The following is a 17,595-nucleotide window of genomic DNA, read 5'->3' as shown; positions in this document are numbered from 1 at the left end:
GGAATTGAATGAATACAGCATTGCGCGGCGATTCCATGCGAGGTAGCGGTCGGACGACGGGTGGGCTCGATCTCGCCACCGTTGCAGAACGCGAAACCACCCGCATTTCGCTCGCGGTATCCGGAATGACCTGTGCCGCTTGCGCGAACCGAGTGGAACGCAAGCTCAATAAGGTCGACGGCGTACTCGCTTCGGTGAACTATGCGACCGGCATCGCCACTGTCGATGCGGCCGAGGGCATTTCGGCCGACCAGCTCTGCGCTGAAGTAGTGGCGGCCGGTTACGGTGCGGAGCCGAGCGATAGCACCGGACCCATCTCCTGCGCCCCCGAGGAGGCGGCGGTCCGGGATCTGTTCCACCGCTTGGTCGTCGCGCTACTGCTGTTCTTCCCCCTCGCTGATTTGTCGGTGATGTTCGCGATGGTCCCCGCCACCCGGATCACCGGCTGGCAGATCATCCTGACCGTGCTGGCGCTGCCCGTCGTGCTGTGGGCGGCCGCGCCATTGCATCGAAAGGCACTGGCGGGTGCGAAGAATTTCACGGCGAGCATGGACACGCTGGTGTCCGTCGGTGTGACGACCGCGACGCTGTGGTCGCTGGATACCATGTTCCTGCACGCGAATCGGACCGAAATCCCGAACGGCGTATGGGACGCGTTCTGGTCCGGTGATTCGATCTACCTCGAAGCCGCGGCGGGTATCACCACATTCGTGCTCGCCGGACGGTATTTCGAGGCGAAGGCCAAGCGTTCGGCGGGCAGCGCGCTGCGTGCGCTGGCCGCGCTCGGCGCGCGCGAGGTCACGGTGCTGACCCGCGACAATCGCGAAATGCGGGTCCCCATCGGCGAACTCGTCGAGGGACAGCGGTTCGTGGTGCGCCCCGGTGAGACCATCGCCACCGACGGCCTGGTGGTTTCCGGCGAGTCGAGTGTGGATGCCAGCGCCATGACCGGCGAATCAATACCGGTCGAGGTTACCGAGGGTATGTCGGTCATCGGCGGCACCACCGCGCTCACCGGTCGGCTGATCGTGGAGGCGGCCGCGGTGGGCGCGGATACGAAGCTGTCGGGCATGATCCGGTTGGTCGAGCAGGCGCAGACCGGGAAGGCGCGCATGCAGCGCGTGGCCGACCGGGTCTCCGCTGTCTTCGTGCCCTTCGTCTTCGCCGTGGCGGCAGGTACTTTCGCGCTCTGGTGGCTGCTCGGTTCCGGTGTGGACCGGGCCGCCTCGGCCGCCCTCGCGGTGCTGGTGGTCGCGTGTCCGTGCGCGTTGGGGCTGGCGATTCCGACGGCGCTGATGGTGGCCTCCGGGCGCGGAGCCCAGCTGGGCATTTTCATCAAGGGGCATCGTGCGCTCGAGGCCACCCACGATGTGGACACGGTGGTGTTGGACAAGACCGGCACAGTCACCAACGGTGTGATGAGCGTCGTCGCGGTGACCGTGACGGATTCGGCGACCGATGACGAGGTGTTACGACTGGCGGGCGCGGTGGAGGCAGCCTCTGAACACGCCGTGGCCGCAGCCATCACCCGGCACGCCAGGACGGTACTCGACGAACTACCGGAGGTCGAATCCTTCACGGCACTACCGGGTTTGGGTGCACGAGGTGTAGTGGCGGGTCGTGAAATCATGGTCGGTCGCCTGCGCCTGCTGAAGGATCGCGGTATCGATGTCCCGCAGACGCTGAGTCGTGCTGTGCGCCAACAGGAACGCGCGGGACGCACCGTGGTGCTCGTGGTAGTCGACGGTGCGGCCAGCGCGGTGATCGCGGTCGCCGATACCGTGAAGGACACCGCCGCCGATGCCATCGCCCGGCTGCATGCGCTCGGCCTGCGCGTCATGATGTTCACCGGTGACAACGCATATGCCGCACAGTCGGTCGCGGATGAGATCGGCATCGCTGAGGTGGTCGCCGAACTGCTTCCGGAGGGCAAGGTCGAACTGATCGCCCGCATGCAGGAACAGGGCCGCCGCATCGTCATGGTCGGCGACGGCATCAATGACGGCGCCGCGCTGGCCACCGCCGACCTCGGCATGGCCATCGGGGCGGGTACCGATGTCGCGATCGCGGCCGCCGATATCATCCTGGTCCGCGACGATCTCGCCGCCGTTGCCGATGCCATCGAACTCGCACATGCCACCTTGCGCACCATCAGGGGAAATCTGGTGTGGGCCTTCGGTTATAACGTGGTCGCCATCCCGGTGGCGGTGCTCGGCCTGCTGAATCCATTGATCGCCGGTGCGACCATGGCATTCTCGTCGTTCTTCGTGGTCTCCAACAGTCTGCGGCTGCGGCGGGTGCGGTTCCCGCGCTGAATCAGCGGCGTGACTGCGCCAACTGCTCCAGCATGGCGTTGTAGGCGACGAGGTCGGAGTCTGCGTACTCGTCGTCCTTGCGGTCGGTGCGCACCGCGGTGCGGCGATCCTGGGCCACCCACTGCGTCAGCAGCGCACCGACCACCAGCAGGATCGGGATTTCGCCGGAGACCCAGGCAATGCCGCCGCCGACTCGCTGATCAGCCATCAGGTCCATATGCCAGGTCAACTGGAGTTGTTCGTAGAAACGCTCGCCGATGATGGTGTTCATCGACATCACCGCGACGCCGAAGAAGGCGTGAAAAGGCATGATGGCGAACAACATACCGAGCCGACCCAGATGTGGCAGGCGACGCGGGCCCGGGTCGATGCCGATAATGGCCCAGTAGAACAGATAGCCGATGATCAGGAAGTGCACGTTCATCAAGACGTGCCCCCAGTGATAACGGATCAGGTTCTGGAACAGCGGTGTGAAGTACAGGCCGTAGAGCGAGAGCACGAAGGCCGTGATCGCGGTGCCGGGGTGGGCCAGTATCGCGGTCGGGCGCGAATGCAGAATCCACAGAACCCATTCACGCACACCGGGAACCGCGTCCTTGGGTGCGGCGGGGACGGTACGCAGCAGCAGGGTCACCGGTGCGCCGAGTACCAGCAGCACCGGTACGAACATATTGAGCGCCATATGCGTGATCATGTGCAGGCTGAACATGGCATAGCCGTATGTGCCGATGCCCGATGACGTCGAAATCAGCAGGGCCACACAGCCGCTCGTCCATGACAGCGTGCGCCATGGCGACCAGGTATCTCCGCGCCGCCGCAGCCGCAGCACCCCGGCGGCGTACAGCGCGATACCGGCGATACCGGCGGTACCGAGGACGATATCGAAGCGCCACATGGTCATCAGTCGCCACACATCGGCCTGCCCCGGCAGATCGAAGCCGAGGAACACCTCCTGCGCGGTGAATGAGCGGTCGGCGAACGCCGGAGCCGGTTGGACGGCCATCGACACCAGGGCGGCCGTCGCGACTACGGAAAGCGCGCCGGTTCCGGAGATCAGGACGCTCGAAACATTCTCGGCGGCAAACCTTCTCAGCATGGTCCCGATCGCGACGGCCGACACGACGACCACTAGAGCGAGCCGACCGTAGCTGGTGCTGAACAGCGCCGACCACGGCAACAGGATGGCACCGAGCACCAACCCGCTGAGCGTGGCCGCGGCAAGACACAACTGCCCGATGAGCGCGTACCGCCGGACCGCAGCCTGGGAACGGTTGCGCCGGACCTGTGCCGCCACACACCACGCCAGACCCGGCAGCACTGAGACCGCCGGTTGGAAGATGATCATCGCGCCGGTGGCGAAGTCGTGATTCGGCCCCTCCCCCGCATTGCCGACCATTGCCGGCGGCAGCACCGCGATCAGCGCCAGCACGGTCGGCACGACCAATCCGGTCCACGCCAACGTCAGCCGCGTAACCAGCGCGACGACACCGGCCAGCACCGCGACCACGATCCACGCCTTCGGCTTCTCGCTCGCATCGAACAGCGCGCCGACCGCACCCCGCTCCAGCGCGGCACTCATCGACAACCCGCCTACATTCGCCGCGCTCACCGGAATCAGGACCAGCGCCGAGCCGAGCCAAACCAGACTCGCCCGCTCCGCCACCCGGACCCCGGCGTAGCCGTCCACGTCGACCCGACCACGCGCGGTGACAACGGTGCAGCACAGCGCGTAGATCAACGCGCCAAGTGTGAACGCGCCCGCCAGCGCGGCGACTACCCGCAGCACGACATAGAGCAGGACATCCAGGAACCCGGGATACGCAATGCCCGCCGACTGGTACGGCATATCACCGGCCGCGAGCACAGAGAGCAGCACGAGCGCGCCGGCGGCGAGCGCCGCGATCAGCCACACGAGCTGGTCCGAGCGCTTCACCTGCACGTTTTCCACCAATCCTCGATGCCAAGAGCTGTGACGGGCAATGGACGTGCCGGCCCTCGCACACCGGTCGGCCGCGGCCCGATGCTAGTTCCCGGGCCCGCCACGGGTGCGACGCACCTCACATCGCAGGCGTCACAGCCGGACGGCGGCGGTCCGGCTGGACTGGCCGGTTTCAGATCGCTGGCCCGCATCAGCGCGCGCATCGGTCGCGGCAACCGCAGCCTCCGGGGCGGCGCGCGTACCCGGAGCACATCCCACCGTGGTCGCAGCCGGAGTCATACCGTGGAAGCAGACATGTCGGCGGCAATGGTGCAAAGCGCGCATGTCGGAAATAGAAGAGGCGCATAATCCGGACAAGGCTGATCGGCGATCGGAAGGTGGCGACGGCCGTGGTTACGACTGAACTCGAAGTTGTTCGGCCCTATCCGCAGCGGGTCGGGCCGAAGGGCTCCTATTTCTGGAAAATGCTCACGACCACCGATCCGAAGGTGCTCGGGGTCATGTATCTGACCAGCGCGATGACCTACTTCTTCATCGGTGGTCTCATCGCGCTGCTGATGCGCGGTGAGCTGGCCCGCCCCGGTATGCAGTTCCTGTCGACCGAGCAGTTCAACCAGCTGTTCACCATGCACGGCACGATCATGCTGCTGTTCTACGCGACGCCGATCCTGTTCGGCTTCGCCAACTGCGTGCTGCCGCTGCAGATCGGTGCGCCGGATGTGGCGTTCCCCCGACTCAATGCCCTCAGTTACTGGCTGTACCTGTTCGGCGCGACCATCGCCACGGCGGGATTCGTCACGCCCGGCGGCGCCGCCGACTTCGGGTGGACCGGCTACACCCCGCTGAGCACCATCGAGCACGCGCCGGGAGCGGGCGCGGATCTGTGGATCCTGGGGCTGGCGGTCTCCGGTGTCGGCACCATTCTCGGCGGCGTCAATATGATCACCACGGTGGTCTGCCTGCGCGCCCCCGGTATGACCATGTTCCGGATGCCGATCTTCACATGGAATATCCTGGTCACCAGCATCCTGATCCTGCTTGCCTTCCCGATTCTGACTGCGGCTCTGATGGCGCTGGCCTACGACCGCCACCTCGGCGGGCATATCTACGATTCCGGCACCGGCGGCATCGTGCTGTGGCAGCACCTGTTCTGGTTCTTCGGACATCCCGAGGTGTATATCGTCGCGCTGCCGTTCTTCGGCATTGTCACCGAGATCTTCCCGGTGTTCAGTCGCAAGCCGCTATTCGGTTACACCACATTGGTTTACGCGACGCTGGCCATCGGCGCGCTGTCGGTCGCGGTGTGGGCGCACCACATGTACGCCACCGGCGCGGTGCTGCTGCCGTACTTCTCGTTCATGACCTTCTTGATCGCCGTCCCGACCGGTGTGAAGTTCTTCAACTGGATCGGCACCATGTGGCGCGGCCAGCTGACCTTCGAGACACCGATGCTGTTCTCCCTCGGCTTCCTGGTCACCTTCCTCTTCGGCGGTCTGTCCGGCGTCATCCTGGCCTCGCCGCCGCTGGACTTCCACGTCACCGACTCATACTTCGTCGTCGCGCACTTCCACTACGTGCTGTTCGGCACCATCGTCTTCGCGACATTCGCGGGTATCTATTTCTGGTTCCCGAAGATGACCGGCCGCATGCTGGACGAGCGCCTGGGCAAGTGGCACTTCTGGACCACGCTCGTCGGCTTCCACACCACCTTCCTGGTCCAGCACTGGCTGGGCGCCGAGGGCATGCCGCGCCGCTACGCCGACTACCTGCCCGGTGACGGTTTCACCACGCTGAACACGATTTCCACCATCGGCGCCTTCATCCTGGGCGCGTCGATGTTGCCGTTCATCTGGAACGTGTTCAAGAGCTACCGCTACGGCGAAGTGGTCACCGTGGATGATCCGTGGGGTTACGGCAACTCGCTGGAGTGGGCTACCACCTGCCCGCCGCCGCGGCACAACTTCTACGAACTGCCCCGAATCCGTTCCGAGCGTCCCGCATTCGAGCTGCACTACCCGCACATGGCCGATCGCATGCGCTCCGAATTGCACGTCGGCTGGGGCTCGGGCAAACACGCCGCCGCGGTCGCGGAACAGGGGAAGGCGGAGGCTTCCGGTTCGGAGTCCTGATTACCGCGCCGCGGCGGGTAGCGCGTCGCGTGCCGAATGTCGCAGCGGGTCACGTGCCGAATGTCGCAGCGCAACGGCGGCTGCGCCGAACAATGCGAGCGTCAGCCAGATGTATCCGTTGTGGACGAATGTCGCGAGGTGGCTTCCCGCGGGATAGTCGTAGATGCTGCTCATGGTCGGGTCGAAGAAGGCGATCACACCTCCGGATGCGACCATCACTGCGATGAGCAGCCCGATCGACGCGACCGCACCGCGTCTGCGCAAGGCGAGGTCTGCCAGATAGACCAGCAGAGGTGCGAGCCAGACCCAGTGGTGGACCCAGCTGTACGGGGACACCGCGGTGGTGGTGAGTCCGACAAGCACCACCGCGGGCAGTTCGCATCCGGTCAGCGACAGCCGACGTGCCAGATACAGGCAGGCCACGGCAATAGCGGAAGCACCTGCCAGCCAAAGCAATTGGTGCACACCCTCGACACCGACGGTGCGCGCGAGCAGGCCGCGCAGTGATTCGTTGCGCGGATTATCCGGCACACCGACGCGCTTGGGGTCGGCGAATGCACCGCTCCAGAAGGTCAGCGAGTCCTTGGGCATGGCCGCGAGACCAACGAGCACGGTCGCCGCGAATGCGGCAATGGCCGTCACGGCCGCCCGATACTTGCGGGTGACCAGCAGATAGACCACGAAGAAGGCGGGGGTGAGTTTGATGCCCGCCGCGATCCCGGTCAGCACGCCCTTCCAGCGCGAGGTATCGGGCAGCGCCATATCGGCGAGCACCAGCAACAGCAACAAGATATTGATCTGACCGAAGGCCATGGTCTCGCGCACCGGCTCGCACCACATCAGCAGGCCGGCGATCGGCACGCCGATCAGCACCAACCGCAGGTCGCGTCGGTAGCCGAGCATCGACAGTGCCGCCCACACCGACGCTGTGAGCATGGCGAAGTTGCCGAAGGCACCGACATAGGTGAAGACCTCACCGTGCAGATTGACCAGCGGGACGAACAGCAGCGCGGCGAACGGCGTGTAGACGAACTCCCAGACGCCGCGGGTGTGCCCAAGCAGCGGCGTGTCGTAGATGGAGGCACCGTCGACCACCCGGTGCCCGGCGATCTGATACACGCCCAGATCCATCAGATGCATCATGACCTGCATCGTTTCGCGCACCTGGTGGATGTAGTACACACCGGCGACCGTCCCGAGGATCGAGATCACCCAGAACGCCGAGGCGGGAATGGTGCGGCTTTCGGGCTCGGTCGGCGCCGCGGTCGGCGCCGCCGTGTTCTCGATCGTCGATACAGGCACGCTCATCTCCCAGCGATCGGGGTCCGGACTCGCCGACCTACGGTAGTGGCACTGCGCGTGCGGCGCACACCGCTGGGTAGGACCGGTATGGTCCTCGGATGCCTGCTGGCTCCTCATCGCGGATGTACGACGGACGGCCTGTCGCCGACCGCCGTGCGCAGCGGCGAGAGCAATTTCTGGCCGCCGGGGTCGTGGTATTCGGGGAGAGCGGCTACCAGAACAGTTCGATTACCGCGCTGTGCCGGGCGGCCGGATTGGCGCGCAGCCAGTTCTATGAGCATTTCGACAACCGCGAGGATCTGTTGATCGCGGTGTACGACCGGATCCAGACCGAGGCCAGGCAGGCGGTCACCGCCGGGACGGCGGCATCGGGTGACGCGGTCGGCCTGGCACAGGCGGCGGTGCGGGCTTACGCGGAAGCGATCGGACGTGACCCGCGCGTGGCCCGGATCGCGCATGTGGAGGTCGTCGGGGTCGGTGAGCGGGTCGAGCAGCGCAGGATGGAGCAGCGGGCGCTGTGGATGGACTTCTTCGAGGACCAAATGCGGCGGGCGCTCGGACCCGATTTCGAGCCGCCGGGTGGCTTCCACACGGCCGTAACCGGATACTTCGGCGCACTGCTCGCACTGGTACACCAGTGGAGCACCGGTGACGAGCAGACCGACCTCGCCGGGATCACCGAGGTGCTAACCCGATTCCTGATCAGCCTGATGACACCGTAATTCAGCGCCTCGGCCGGATATTCTCGCGCACCGCGGCGATATCCGGATAGCCGTTCACCGCCATGAGCAGATCCGCCTCCGCCAGAATCATCCGCAGCACGTGCACCAGACCCGAAACCCCGCCCAGCGCAAGGCCGTACACATACGGACGGCCGATGCCGACCATCGTCGCACCCAGGCCGAGCGCCTTGATCACATCGGTGCCCGACCGCACACCGGAATCGAAAAGCACCGGCACCCGGTCGGCAACGGCTTCGACCACCCCGGGCAGCGTCTCCAGTGCGCTCAGACCGCCATTGGCTTGGCGCCCACCGTGATTCGAGCAGAAGATGCCGTCGACGCCAGCATCGATCGCGCGGCGCGCGTCATCGGGATGGCAGATGCCCTTCAGGACGATCGGCAACTCGGTCAGCGACCGAAGCCACTCGAGATCGTCCCAGGTGAGCGAATTTCCGAAGGTCTGCACCCAGTGCAGCACGATGGACTGCGGATCGTCCGAGCCGACCATCTTCTGGAAAACGGGATCGGAGGTGTAGTTCTTCAGCACGTGCCCGCGCAACTGCGGGAAGTTCCCGATCGACAGATCACGCGGCCGCCAGCCCGGAACCCAGGTGTCCAAGGTGACCGTGATGCCGCGATATCCGGCCGCCTCGGCCCTGCTCACCAGACTCGCCGCCAGGTCGCGATTCTTCGGTGTGTACAGCTGGAAGAAGCTCGGCGTCGCACCCGCGTGACCGACGACCTCCTCCAGTGGATCCTCCATGAGCGTCGAGAAGACCGCGGGCACACCGGTTTTCGCCGCCGCCTCGGCGACCGCGATGTCGCCGTGCTTATCGCCGACCAAACCGATCACGCCGACCGGGGACATGAAGATCGGGCTGGGAAAGGTGAGTCCCCAGGCGTGCACCGACAGGTCGCGCTCGGTCGCACCGACGAGCATCCGCGGCAGCACACCCCAGTCCTCGAATGCCTCGACATTGCGCCGCTGGGTCAACTCGTCACCGGCTCCGCCCGCGATATAGGAGTGCAGCGTAGGGGGCAGTGCGGCCGATGCCTTCGCCTCGAGCGTCGCGAAGTCCATGGGGAACTCCGGGGCGTGTCCGCCGAGGGCGGCGAAGTAGATCTCGTTCTGATAGTCCGCGAACGCCACTGTTCTGCCCTTCGGTAGGGTCGATCGGAGGGGTAGCCTCCGCTTGCCGGAATATTAGACGCTAATGTCCATGATCAACGCCGGACGAACCGCGAAACATTCGACCACGGCACAGCGAAGGACTCTGTGCGATGTGCGTCACAGTTTCGTGGTGTTCGCACCGGATGACCTGCGCATCGAGGTCCGACGGCCGTACCTGCTGTAGCGCGACTAACCGCTGGAGCGACGGGTAATCCACCGAGCAGCTGACAGATTGTGAGAACCGCGCCGTGAATCTCGACTACCTCGATAGACCTGGTGACCACGACCTTCTGGTGGCCGATCAGATCAAGAGTCGTCCGCTACGCCGCCTGGTGCAGCTGGCGCTCGGCCTATCCACCGAGTCCATGGACCTACTCACGGCACTCACCGACCGATTACGGACCGCGGAGGGCGCGCTGGCCGATCCGGCGACCAGTGGCGAGTTCTAGCCTCGACAATCGAATGCGACCCTGCCGTGGCGACCACCCGGCGCAGCTGAAAAGCCGCCGCCGTATTCGGCCGCGGTGCGTTCCCGGCCGCCGATGGACAGCATGACCTCGAGGTCGAGCGCGTGCGCGGTGGGACGACGCATTCGCCCAGGCGGACAAGGCCATCCGGCTCGCCGATGACATCGAATACGGCATTAGCATCGTGAACTGTGATCACAGTGGCCAGTTGGAATGTCCTGCACCGTGTGCACGCGGAGAATTGGAGCTCCGATATCGCGACCCGCTGGCCCGATGAAGTGGCGCGCATTGCCGCGGTAACTGCCTGGATCGCCGAACGGCCCGAACAGGTCATCGCGCTACAGGAGGTCAGCGGCGACCAACTGGCGAACCTGCGATCATCGTTGTCCGACAAGGACATTCACGCCTTGCGCTATCCGCGCGTCCCGCGACCGCGCAATGGAACCACCGCACTGCGAGATCCCACCGAACATCTCGTCCTGGTCCTCGACGAACCGGGCCGAGAAATCGCGGCCGAATCGTTCGAAAACGATCCCGGCAACGGCGCACTCGCCGTCGAAACGGCGGGCGTGATCATTGTGGCAACCCATGTGACCGGTGATCTGCGCCGTACCCGCCAGCTGACCCGATTGGCCGAACTCGCGCCACCGGACCGTGCCACGGTGCTACTCGGCGACTTCAATATCGACCGCGCTGAAGTGGCATCCGCACTCGGCCCCGACTTCACCATCGCCGAGCTGCCACCGGCCTCCGCGCCGACCCGTCCGCGCACATCAGGCACCAAATCGCAGTTCATCGACCATGTCATCGTGCGTGGCACGACCGTCCAGGACGCCTCCGTCGTGGCGGTCGACGGCCTCTCCGACCACAATTTCGTCCGCGCGACCATCACCGGATAACGAGACCGCCGGCACGCCACAGCCAGCGCCAGCGCGGCAGCTCCACGATCGCGGTGAGCACCGCCAACACACTTACCGGGACGGCGAGCCACACCGGCCAGACCATCCAGGCCGCGACGACCGCCGCGACCAGTTGCAGAACTACCAGCGCGATGGTGCCCCACCCCGGTACGGCGACAAGCACCTGCTTCTTGTCACCGGGCGTGGCGAACACGGTGGGCAGCCCGATCAGCGCAATCACCGAAAACACGGCCAGCACAACCGAATGCCCAGCCAGCGCCCATGGCGTCGCGACCCAGGCGATGAGCTCGGTCGTAAAACGCAGTACTGCCGCGATCCGGCCCTGATCTGTGAGATTCGGCGATTCAGACACGGACGCCAGCGTGCCATGCAATGCGTCCCGATGCGGGGCGAAGCCCCGGGCCGAAGGGGATGGTCCGGGGCTTCACTGGAGATTATCGCGCGAACCGGTGCCTGAGTTAACCGCGCGCAATAGCGTGTTCCGGCGGTCCGGGACGTCAACAGCGAAATACGCGGCACTAGCCGCCGTGTGGGGAGACGAGGCCGTGCTTGTGTGCGTACACGACAGCGTGAAGGCGGTCGCGCACACCGAGTTTCGCGAGTACTCGGGATACGTGTGTTTTGACCGTCTCTTCGCCGACGCCGAGTGCCGCGGCGATCTCGGCATTGCTGCGCGCATCGGCCAGAAGCAGCAATACTTCTCGCTCCCGGGCGGTCAACTGCTGCACCTCTGGTGGGGTGTCCGGCGGAGCCAGCGTGCCCGCGAACCGCAGTATCAACCGTCGCGTCATCGACGGATCGATCAGGGCATCACCACGGGCCGCGATTCGGATGGCGGCCACCAGTTCCTCCGGCGGCAGGCTTTTCAGTAGGAACCCGCTGGCCCCGGCCTGCAGTGCGCGGTAGAGGTTGGCATCACTGTCATAGGTGGTGAGTACGAGGACGCGGGTGCCGCCCGCCGCGACAATTGCCGAAGTGGCCGCGAGTCCGTCCAGCTTCGGCATGCGCACATCCAGAATCGCGACATCCGGGCGCAGCCGGGCGGTTTCGGTGATGGCACTGCGACCGTCGCCCACCTCGGCGACGCATTCGAGATCGTCCTGACTGTCGACGACCGCGCGCAGTCCGGAGCGGAACATGCTGTGGTCATCGGCGATCAATACGCGGACCGGTGCGTTCACGAACCTCCGATCGGCATGGCAACCCTGGTGTGCCAATGGGTTTGCGCATCGTCCGGACCGAATCGCAGTTCGCCGCCGAATAATTCGGCGCGCTGACGAATCCCGCTGAGTCCACGGTGCTCCGCCGTATCGCCCATATCGGCGGTGTCGGCGAGTGGATTGATCGACTCCAACACCACCCGGTTCGGCTGATAGTCCACGACCAACTGCGCGTGCGCGCCGTCGCCATGGCGCAGCGCATTGGTCAGCATCTCCTGCACGATGCGATACAGCGTCAGATTCAGCGAATCCGGCAGCTCGACGGCCGCACCGCGCACGATGAAATCGGCGGCCAGACCTGCCGCGCGCACCCGTTCCAGCAGATCCTCGATATCGGCGAGCCCGGGCTGGCGCTGCCCGTCCTCCTCGCGCCCGTGTAGCAGATCGAGTTGGCGACGCAGGTCGACCATGGCCGCACGGCTACTCGATTCCACCGCGGTCAGCGATCGGGTGGCCGCGGCATTCCCGGTGTCGGCCATGGCGATTCGCGCCGCACCGGCATGGATACCGATGGCGCTGACGTGATGGGAGATCACATCGTGCAGATCTCTGGCAATGGCGGCGCGTTCCTCGGCGACGGCGCGGGCGAGTGCGGTCCGCTGCTCCTGTTCACGTAACTTGGCCTGCTGCTCCAGATCGGCGATATACGCGCCCCGCGCCGCCGTATACCGACCGACCAGCCATGGCACCACACCGACCGACACCGTCGACGCCAGCAGCAGCCGCCAATCGTGTGAGGTATTGCTGCTGATCAGCAGATGCGCGCTCGCGAAGCCCGCACTCATCGTAAAGACGGTCAGCACCGATTTCGGACCGACCATCCAGGCGCCGGCTCGATATCCCGCCACCAAGAAGCCGACGTCGGCGAAGCGTGCGGCAAAGCCGTGTCGGTGCAGCATCAGGGCCTCGGCCAGTCGCAGCGCCACCTGGATCAAGGCCACCGCACCGGCGGTGCGCGGCGGCGCGGCCAATGCGAGATCGGCCGCGACGATGGCGATCAGCACTGCGGTGGCCTGCCACGGGGCCACCGCGAAGATCCCATTCAACGTCAACATCGCGGCATCGACCGCCGCGGCCGCGGCCGCGACCACCAGCGATTGGCGGGCCAGCGATCTGCTCACATCCAACAGTTCGCACCACCTTCGCACAGTCCGGGTCGAGCCGTCCGCGGGCGATCCTACCCAGCGTTCGCCCGTATTCCTCGGACCGAACTCTGCCTGGGCGCCAGCCGCGGCACATCCCCCGTCCGGGGGACCGCAAATCCCTCGTCAGCGCGATGTTTTCCCAGGCCAGCGCCCGTAACGTGGCGGTGAAGCAGCAGAGTGGAGGAGCCATCGTGATCGGTGCGCAGTTATTCATCTACGCCATACCGGCGTTCGCCGTACTCATGTTCGTGGAATGGATCGACTATCGCCGCGATCCGGATCGCCCGGCCAACGGTCACTCCGGGCGGGATATGGCCTCCAATATCACCACCTATCTGCTCGGCCGATTCCTGAAGCCGGTGCTGCAGTATCTGATTCCGTTCTCGGCGGTGGTGGTCGCGGCCGCGATCACCCCGCTGCACCTGTCGCCGACCACATGGTGGGTGTGGGTGCTCGGGCTGGTGGTCACCGACTTCTGCTACTACTGGGCCCATCGAGCCGACCATCGGGTCCGGCTGCTGTGGACCTCGCACAGCGTCCACCACTCCAGTCAGTACTTCAATCTGTCCACTGCCATCCGCCTGCCCTGGGTGCATCCGGCCGCCACCATTGTGCGCGGATTCGCCTGGGTGCCAGCGGCTTTGATCGGCATGCCGGCGTGGATGATCTTCCTGCTGCAGACCATCGGGCTGCTCTACCAGTTCCCGATCCACACCCAGCGCATCCGGACCCTGCCACGCCCGATCGAGTTCCTGTTCAACACCCCGGCGCATCACCGCATCCACCACGGTTCGAATCAGCCCTATATCGATAAGAACTACGGCGGCGTCTTCATCATCTGGGATCGGCTCTACGGCAGTTTCGCCGCGGAGAGCGAACCCATCCGCTACGGCCTCACCAAGAACATCGGCACCGACAACCCGCTGAAAGTCAACTACCACGAACTCGGGGCGCTGATCAGCGATGTGCGCCATGCGAATACGTGGCGCGGGCGCCTCGGATACATCTTCGGCCCGCCCGGTTGGACCGAAGCGGCGCAGGTCGATCCGCAGGTCATCCCAGCCTCAGCGCGCGAGGGCTCGGTCGCCGCATAGTTTCCTTCCGCGGCGGCTTACGGCCGCCGCGGACTGCCGCTAGATCGAGTGAATGAATATGCGAATGCCGGTGATTCGTCGACTGTCAGGGGCGAAGTCGACGAATGCGACACCTTGGGCCGCGTCGAGCCGGACACTCGCACTCACCGTGCGTCCGGCCGCGATCAGCTTGTCCCACTGCATATTTCGCGCCCGATTCGTGAATTCCTCCAGCGAGATTCTGGTTCCGGCCGGGAGTTCGATGGTCGTGCGCTCGCCGAGCAGCCGACGAACCCGCGAGATATCCGTCGCCGCAGCGGCCGAGAATATCTGGGCCGCAACGCGTTTGCCCGATCGGCCGATACCGCGCAGTGCCTGCATCATGGCGAGCATGCCGTCGAAGCCCTGATTGGCGATCAGCTGCGGGCCCAATTTCAGTGCGGCGCCGAGTCCGGGCAGTCCGGTGCGCAGCAGCTGCACGATCATCGCGGCCAACTCCCAATGGGCGGCCAGCCGGGTGATCTTCCAGACGCCGTCCTCCTCGACGAGGTCGTAGCGCAGGTGCATGGGCACCGCGACGGTGGCGCCGGTCGACATGGTGGTGCGGATCAGCAGGTCGCGGACTACGGTCGACGGGCCGACGAAGTCGTGGTCGACCTGGAAGGCGATGGTATTGGGGCCGATGAAGGTGTCGTAGAACCGTTCGATCGCCGCGCGGCCGATATGTGGGCGGGAACCGACCGGATCGTTGACCGTCGCCTCGGCGGTGAACAACTCGACCCAGGCCGCCTTGTCATGTGCCGCCACCGCACGCGGTGACGCCTGGACGGCCGCGATCAGGTCCTTGGCTTTCGAATCCAGCGGCATGGCAGTTCCTCCTAGCTACTGCGTCACATGGTAGAACATGTTCTAATTTCGGCGCCGGCGGGTCGATGAGAAGTGCCTGGTCCACTCGAAATCGATCGTGCGCAATCTGCGCGGGAACGTGACGATTCCGGGGCCCTTCAATGGGGCGTTGATCGAGACGATTGCCGTGTCGTGTCCGAACCGCGGCATGGTTGTGGTCCGCGCGGCGGCACCGAACGCGGCCCGAAGCGATCGAGAACATGGCGTTACGGCGCTTGGGCACCCCACACGGCATGCGAGCCCGAATCTCCGATGCGATACACCTGTGTGGTCGCCGCACCGCCGGCGGCGATCGCCAATACCGCCGCCAGCACAGTGACCACGCGCCCCACCGGACGACCATGCTCATCGCGCAGGTGGACGACGATGAGCAAGGCCGCTACGAGCAATAGCGGCACCACGAAGTAGATCATCGTGTTGCCGAGATCCGCGTGCTCATCGATGGCGGGAGATCCGCCGAGCTTGTGCTGAAGCCACTCCCCCGCCTCGGTCGTCACCGGTGTCAGGGCGACAGTGATCGCGGCCAACGCGGTAACCAGCCAGATCAGCCGCCGGCGAGCCGGAGGCCATACTGCCGACAAGATGAGCAGCCCCGCGGTCAGCGGTACGAAGACCACGATGAGGTGCACCAGCAGCACGTGCGCGGGTAACCCGTTGATCGTCGACATGAGGCGCTCCCAGCGTTCGTGACCGCAGCAGCGGTGCGGCCCAAGTATCTCCCTCACCTCACGGATCAGCGCGGTACTCGGTTCATCCCGGCAATCGGTCCCCCTCGACGACCTCCGCCGCCTCACCGACCGGATAGAACCGATGCACCATGAGCGCCGCCGCCAGTAACCGCGAACCGTTGGGCTCACTCGGATCGATACCGGTGAGTTCGGCGATGCGCTTGAGCCGATAGCTGAAGGTATTGGGGTGCACGTGCACCTCGGCCGCAGCCGCCTTGCGATCGGATCCGTGCCGCAGATGCGCCTCCAGCGCCTCGAACAGATGCGAGCGCAACAGCAGCGGGGCAATGCGGTCGGCAAGCCGGTCCCGGGCCGGACCCGGACGGGTCAGCTGATACTCGAGTAGTAGATCATCCAGGTCGTACAGTCCGCTCGGCCGGTTGAGCAGGCGGGCCAGTTCGGCCAGATCGGTCGCCTCCTGTACCGCATGCGGCAGCAGCTCCCGCTCGACCGCGCGACGTTCGGCGAGGAAGACATCGACACCGAACTGTTCGGTGAGTTCGGCGGCCAGCCGCTCGTACTCCTTGGAATCGGATCCGCTGGGCAGCAGCGCGATTCCGGTCGTGCCGTCGAATGTGCTCAACGCCTTGGTTCCGGCGATCCCGTCCAATGCCCGTTGCAACACCCGGATTCGACGACGGGTGAGCAGATCGGCGACCACGATCGGGTGATCGTCCGGCCGGATGTGAATGGCGAGCACGGTATAACGTTCCGCGAGAACGACATCCGCGCGTGCCGCCAGTTCCTCCGCGGCCTGGCCACGCAACAGCGCCGAACACAGCGCCCGACGCGCCTCGCGTTCGGCATGGTAGATCGACTGCTCCACATCGGTATACGCCTCCACCACGGCGACATTGATATCCCGCAGCAGATCGAGCAGCCGAGCGCCGAAGGCGATCAGATCGTGCATGTCCTCCGGCGTGGCCACTGTCGCCGCCTCCTGCAGGATCACCTGACCGGAGCCGTGTACCGCATGCATCAACAGCCCCAATGGAATTCGGTCCTCGGCATGCCGCTCGGCCACCGGACCGACGAATTCGATCACCTCGGCCCCGGTGAACACCCGCTGCTCCTGGACCGCACGCAGGAAGGCCTGGCCGCATCCGGCGATCGCGGGCAGCACCTCGTCGGTGAAATGCCCGTCCGGCAGATCCGCGGCCGGCGGTGTCGAGCCCAGGCCCGCCGCGAGCATGCGTTCGGCGATTTCGGGTAACCGACGAACCAGTCGGGCGATTATCGGGGCGTCTTTGGACAGCGGGGGCAGGACCACGGGCATGACTTGCACGTTACCCAACCCAGCCATTTACTGATGAATCTCGTAATCGCTCGGTTTGTCTCTGAAGACAAGATTTCCGTGGATTCTTCTCGTCCGTGTGTAGTGACAACTCATCTCAGCATGACCCTGCTCACCTGCGCGTTCCACTGCGCTCCGAGTGACGACAGTCACCGTCGACACAGCGGTTAGGAGAAAAACACCCGCCTCAATTGTGTTTCGGGACAATTATTTTTCCCTCCCCGCATTGCTACGTTGAGTATCGGTATTCCGGCGTCATTTCAA

The 17,595-nt window shown here is 65.3% G+C and carries 16 protein-coding genes; 6 read left to right on the top strand and 10 right to left on the bottom strand.

All coding sequences use genetic code 11. The annotated features are described in order from the left end of the window. The first annotated feature begins 8 nt into the window (after positions 1–8). Positions 9–2,315, top strand: coding sequence for a heavy metal translocating P-type ATPase (locus ACIBJI_RS33775; protein WP_396958707.1), 2,307 nt, complete (start codon positions 9–11; stop codon positions 2,313–2,315). A 1-nt stretch (position 2,316) separates the two neighbouring features. Here the strand turns inward: ACIBJI_RS33775 and ACIBJI_RS33770 are convergent, their stop codons facing one another. Next, positions 2,317–4,254: a cytochrome c oxidase assembly protein gene (locus ACIBJI_RS33770; RefSeq protein ID WP_397087293.1), complete on the bottom strand. Its 1,938-nt coding sequence runs from the start codon at positions 4,252–4,254 to the stop codon at positions 2,317–2,319. Between the two features lie 389 nt (positions 4,255–4,643). On the opposite strand from ACIBJI_RS33770, the gene ctaD reads away from it, so the two are divergent. Next, positions 4,644–6,383: a cytochrome c oxidase subunit I gene (ctaD, locus tag ACIBJI_RS33765; protein ID WP_397087291.1), complete on the top strand. Its 1,740-nt coding sequence runs from the start codon at positions 4,644–4,646 to the stop codon at positions 6,381–6,383. Here ctaD and ACIBJI_RS33760 read toward each other — a convergent pair whose 3' ends face one another. After that, complete coding sequence (locus ACIBJI_RS33760) at positions 6,384–7,685, bottom strand: glycosyltransferase 87 family protein (RefSeq protein ID WP_364359342.1); 1,302 nt, start codon at positions 7,683–7,685, stop codon at positions 6,384–6,386. Positions 7,686–7,783: 98 nt separating this feature from the next. Between ACIBJI_RS33760 and ACIBJI_RS33755 the strand changes: the two genes are divergently transcribed. Then, on the top strand, positions 7,784–8,407 hold the full coding sequence (locus ACIBJI_RS33755; protein ID WP_364359339.1) for a TetR/AcrR family transcriptional regulator: 624 nt from the start codon (positions 7,784–7,786) through the stop codon (positions 8,405–8,407). Position 8,408: 1 nt separating this feature from the next. Here the strand turns inward: ACIBJI_RS33755 and ACIBJI_RS33750 are convergent, their stop codons facing one another. Then, the gene (locus tag ACIBJI_RS33750) at positions 8,409–9,557 is read right to left on the bottom strand and encodes an alpha-hydroxy-acid oxidizing protein (RefSeq protein ID WP_364359336.1); all 1,149 of its coding nucleotides are present in this window, start codon (positions 9,555–9,557) and stop codon (positions 8,409–8,411) included. Between the two features lie 269 nt (positions 9,558–9,826). Between ACIBJI_RS33750 and ACIBJI_RS33745 the strand changes: the two genes are divergently transcribed. Continuing rightward, on the top strand, positions 9,827–10,027 hold the full coding sequence (locus ACIBJI_RS33745; protein ID WP_364359333.1) for a hypothetical protein: 201 nt from the start codon (positions 9,827–9,829) through the stop codon (positions 10,025–10,027). On the opposite strand, the gene ACIBJI_RS33740 is transcribed toward ACIBJI_RS33745, so the two are convergent. After that, complete coding sequence (locus ACIBJI_RS33740) at positions 10,024–10,170, bottom strand: hypothetical protein (protein WP_364359330.1); 147 nt, start codon at positions 10,168–10,170, stop codon at positions 10,024–10,026. The two genes, ACIBJI_RS33745 and ACIBJI_RS33740, sit on opposite strands and share 4 nt — an antisense overlap. A 66-nt stretch (positions 10,171–10,236) precedes the next feature. Between ACIBJI_RS33740 and ACIBJI_RS33735 the strand changes: the two genes are divergently transcribed. Further along, a complete protein-coding gene (locus ACIBJI_RS33735) occupies positions 10,237–10,944 on the top strand; it encodes an endonuclease/exonuclease/phosphatase family protein (RefSeq protein WP_364359327.1) in 708 nt (235 codons plus the stop codon). Here the strand turns inward: ACIBJI_RS33735 and ACIBJI_RS33730 are convergent. The 3 genes from ACIBJI_RS33730 to ACIBJI_RS33720 all read right to left on the bottom strand — a co-directional run bounded on the left by ACIBJI_RS33730 (position 10,934) and on the right by ACIBJI_RS33720 (position 13,306). After that, entirely contained in the window at positions 10,934–11,317 is a 384-nt protein-coding gene (locus ACIBJI_RS33730; protein ID WP_364359324.1) for a hypothetical protein, read from the bottom strand. The genes ACIBJI_RS33735 and ACIBJI_RS33730 overlap by 11 nt on opposite strands. 166 nt (positions 11,318–11,483) lie before the next feature. Further along, positions 11,484–12,146, bottom strand: coding sequence for a response regulator transcription factor (locus ACIBJI_RS33725; RefSeq protein ID WP_364359321.1), 663 nt, complete (start codon positions 12,144–12,146; stop codon positions 11,484–11,486). Next, positions 12,143–13,306, bottom strand: a complete 1,164-nt coding sequence (locus ACIBJI_RS33720; RefSeq protein ID WP_364359318.1) for a histidine kinase — start codon at positions 13,304–13,306, stop codon at positions 12,143–12,145. Before ACIBJI_RS33720 ends, ACIBJI_RS33725 begins: the two co-directional genes overlap by 4 nt. Positions 13,307–13,521: 215 nt before the next feature. On the opposite strand from ACIBJI_RS33720, the gene ACIBJI_RS33715 reads away from it, so the two are divergent. After that, the gene (locus ACIBJI_RS33715; RefSeq protein ID WP_396958711.1) at positions 13,522–14,424 is read left to right on the top strand and encodes a sterol desaturase family protein; all 903 of its coding nucleotides are present in this window, start codon (positions 13,522–13,524) and stop codon (positions 14,422–14,424) included. A gap of 39 nt (positions 14,425–14,463) precedes the next feature. On the opposite strand, the gene ACIBJI_RS33710 is transcribed toward ACIBJI_RS33715, so the two are convergent. The 3 genes from ACIBJI_RS33710 to ACIBJI_RS33700 form a co-directional block, all read right to left on the bottom strand. Continuing rightward, positions 14,464–15,270, bottom strand: coding sequence for a nuclear transport factor 2 family protein (locus tag ACIBJI_RS33710; protein ID WP_364359312.1), 807 nt, complete (start codon positions 15,268–15,270; stop codon positions 14,464–14,466). Positions 15,271–15,515: 245 nt separating this feature from the next. Next, positions 15,516–15,977 carry a DUF2231 domain-containing protein gene (locus tag ACIBJI_RS33705; RefSeq protein ID WP_396958712.1) on the bottom strand — a complete coding sequence of 154 codons (462 nt, stop codon included), beginning with the start codon at positions 15,975–15,977 and terminating at the stop codon, positions 15,516–15,518. A gap of 82 nt (positions 15,978–16,059) precedes the next feature. Next, positions 16,060–17,313: a helix-turn-helix domain-containing protein gene (locus ACIBJI_RS33700; protein WP_364359306.1), complete on the bottom strand. Its 1,254-nt coding sequence runs from the start codon at positions 17,311–17,313 to the stop codon at positions 16,060–16,062. Positions 17,314–17,595: the final 282 nt, after the last annotated feature.

Source organism: Nocardia sp. NPDC050408 (assembly GCF_044458905.1).
Taxonomy (GTDB): domain Bacteria; phylum Actinomycetota; class Actinomycetes; order Mycobacteriales; family Mycobacteriaceae; genus Nocardia.
Note: the sequence above shows the minus strand (reverse complement) of the source record. Positions and strands in the feature narration are given on the sequence as shown.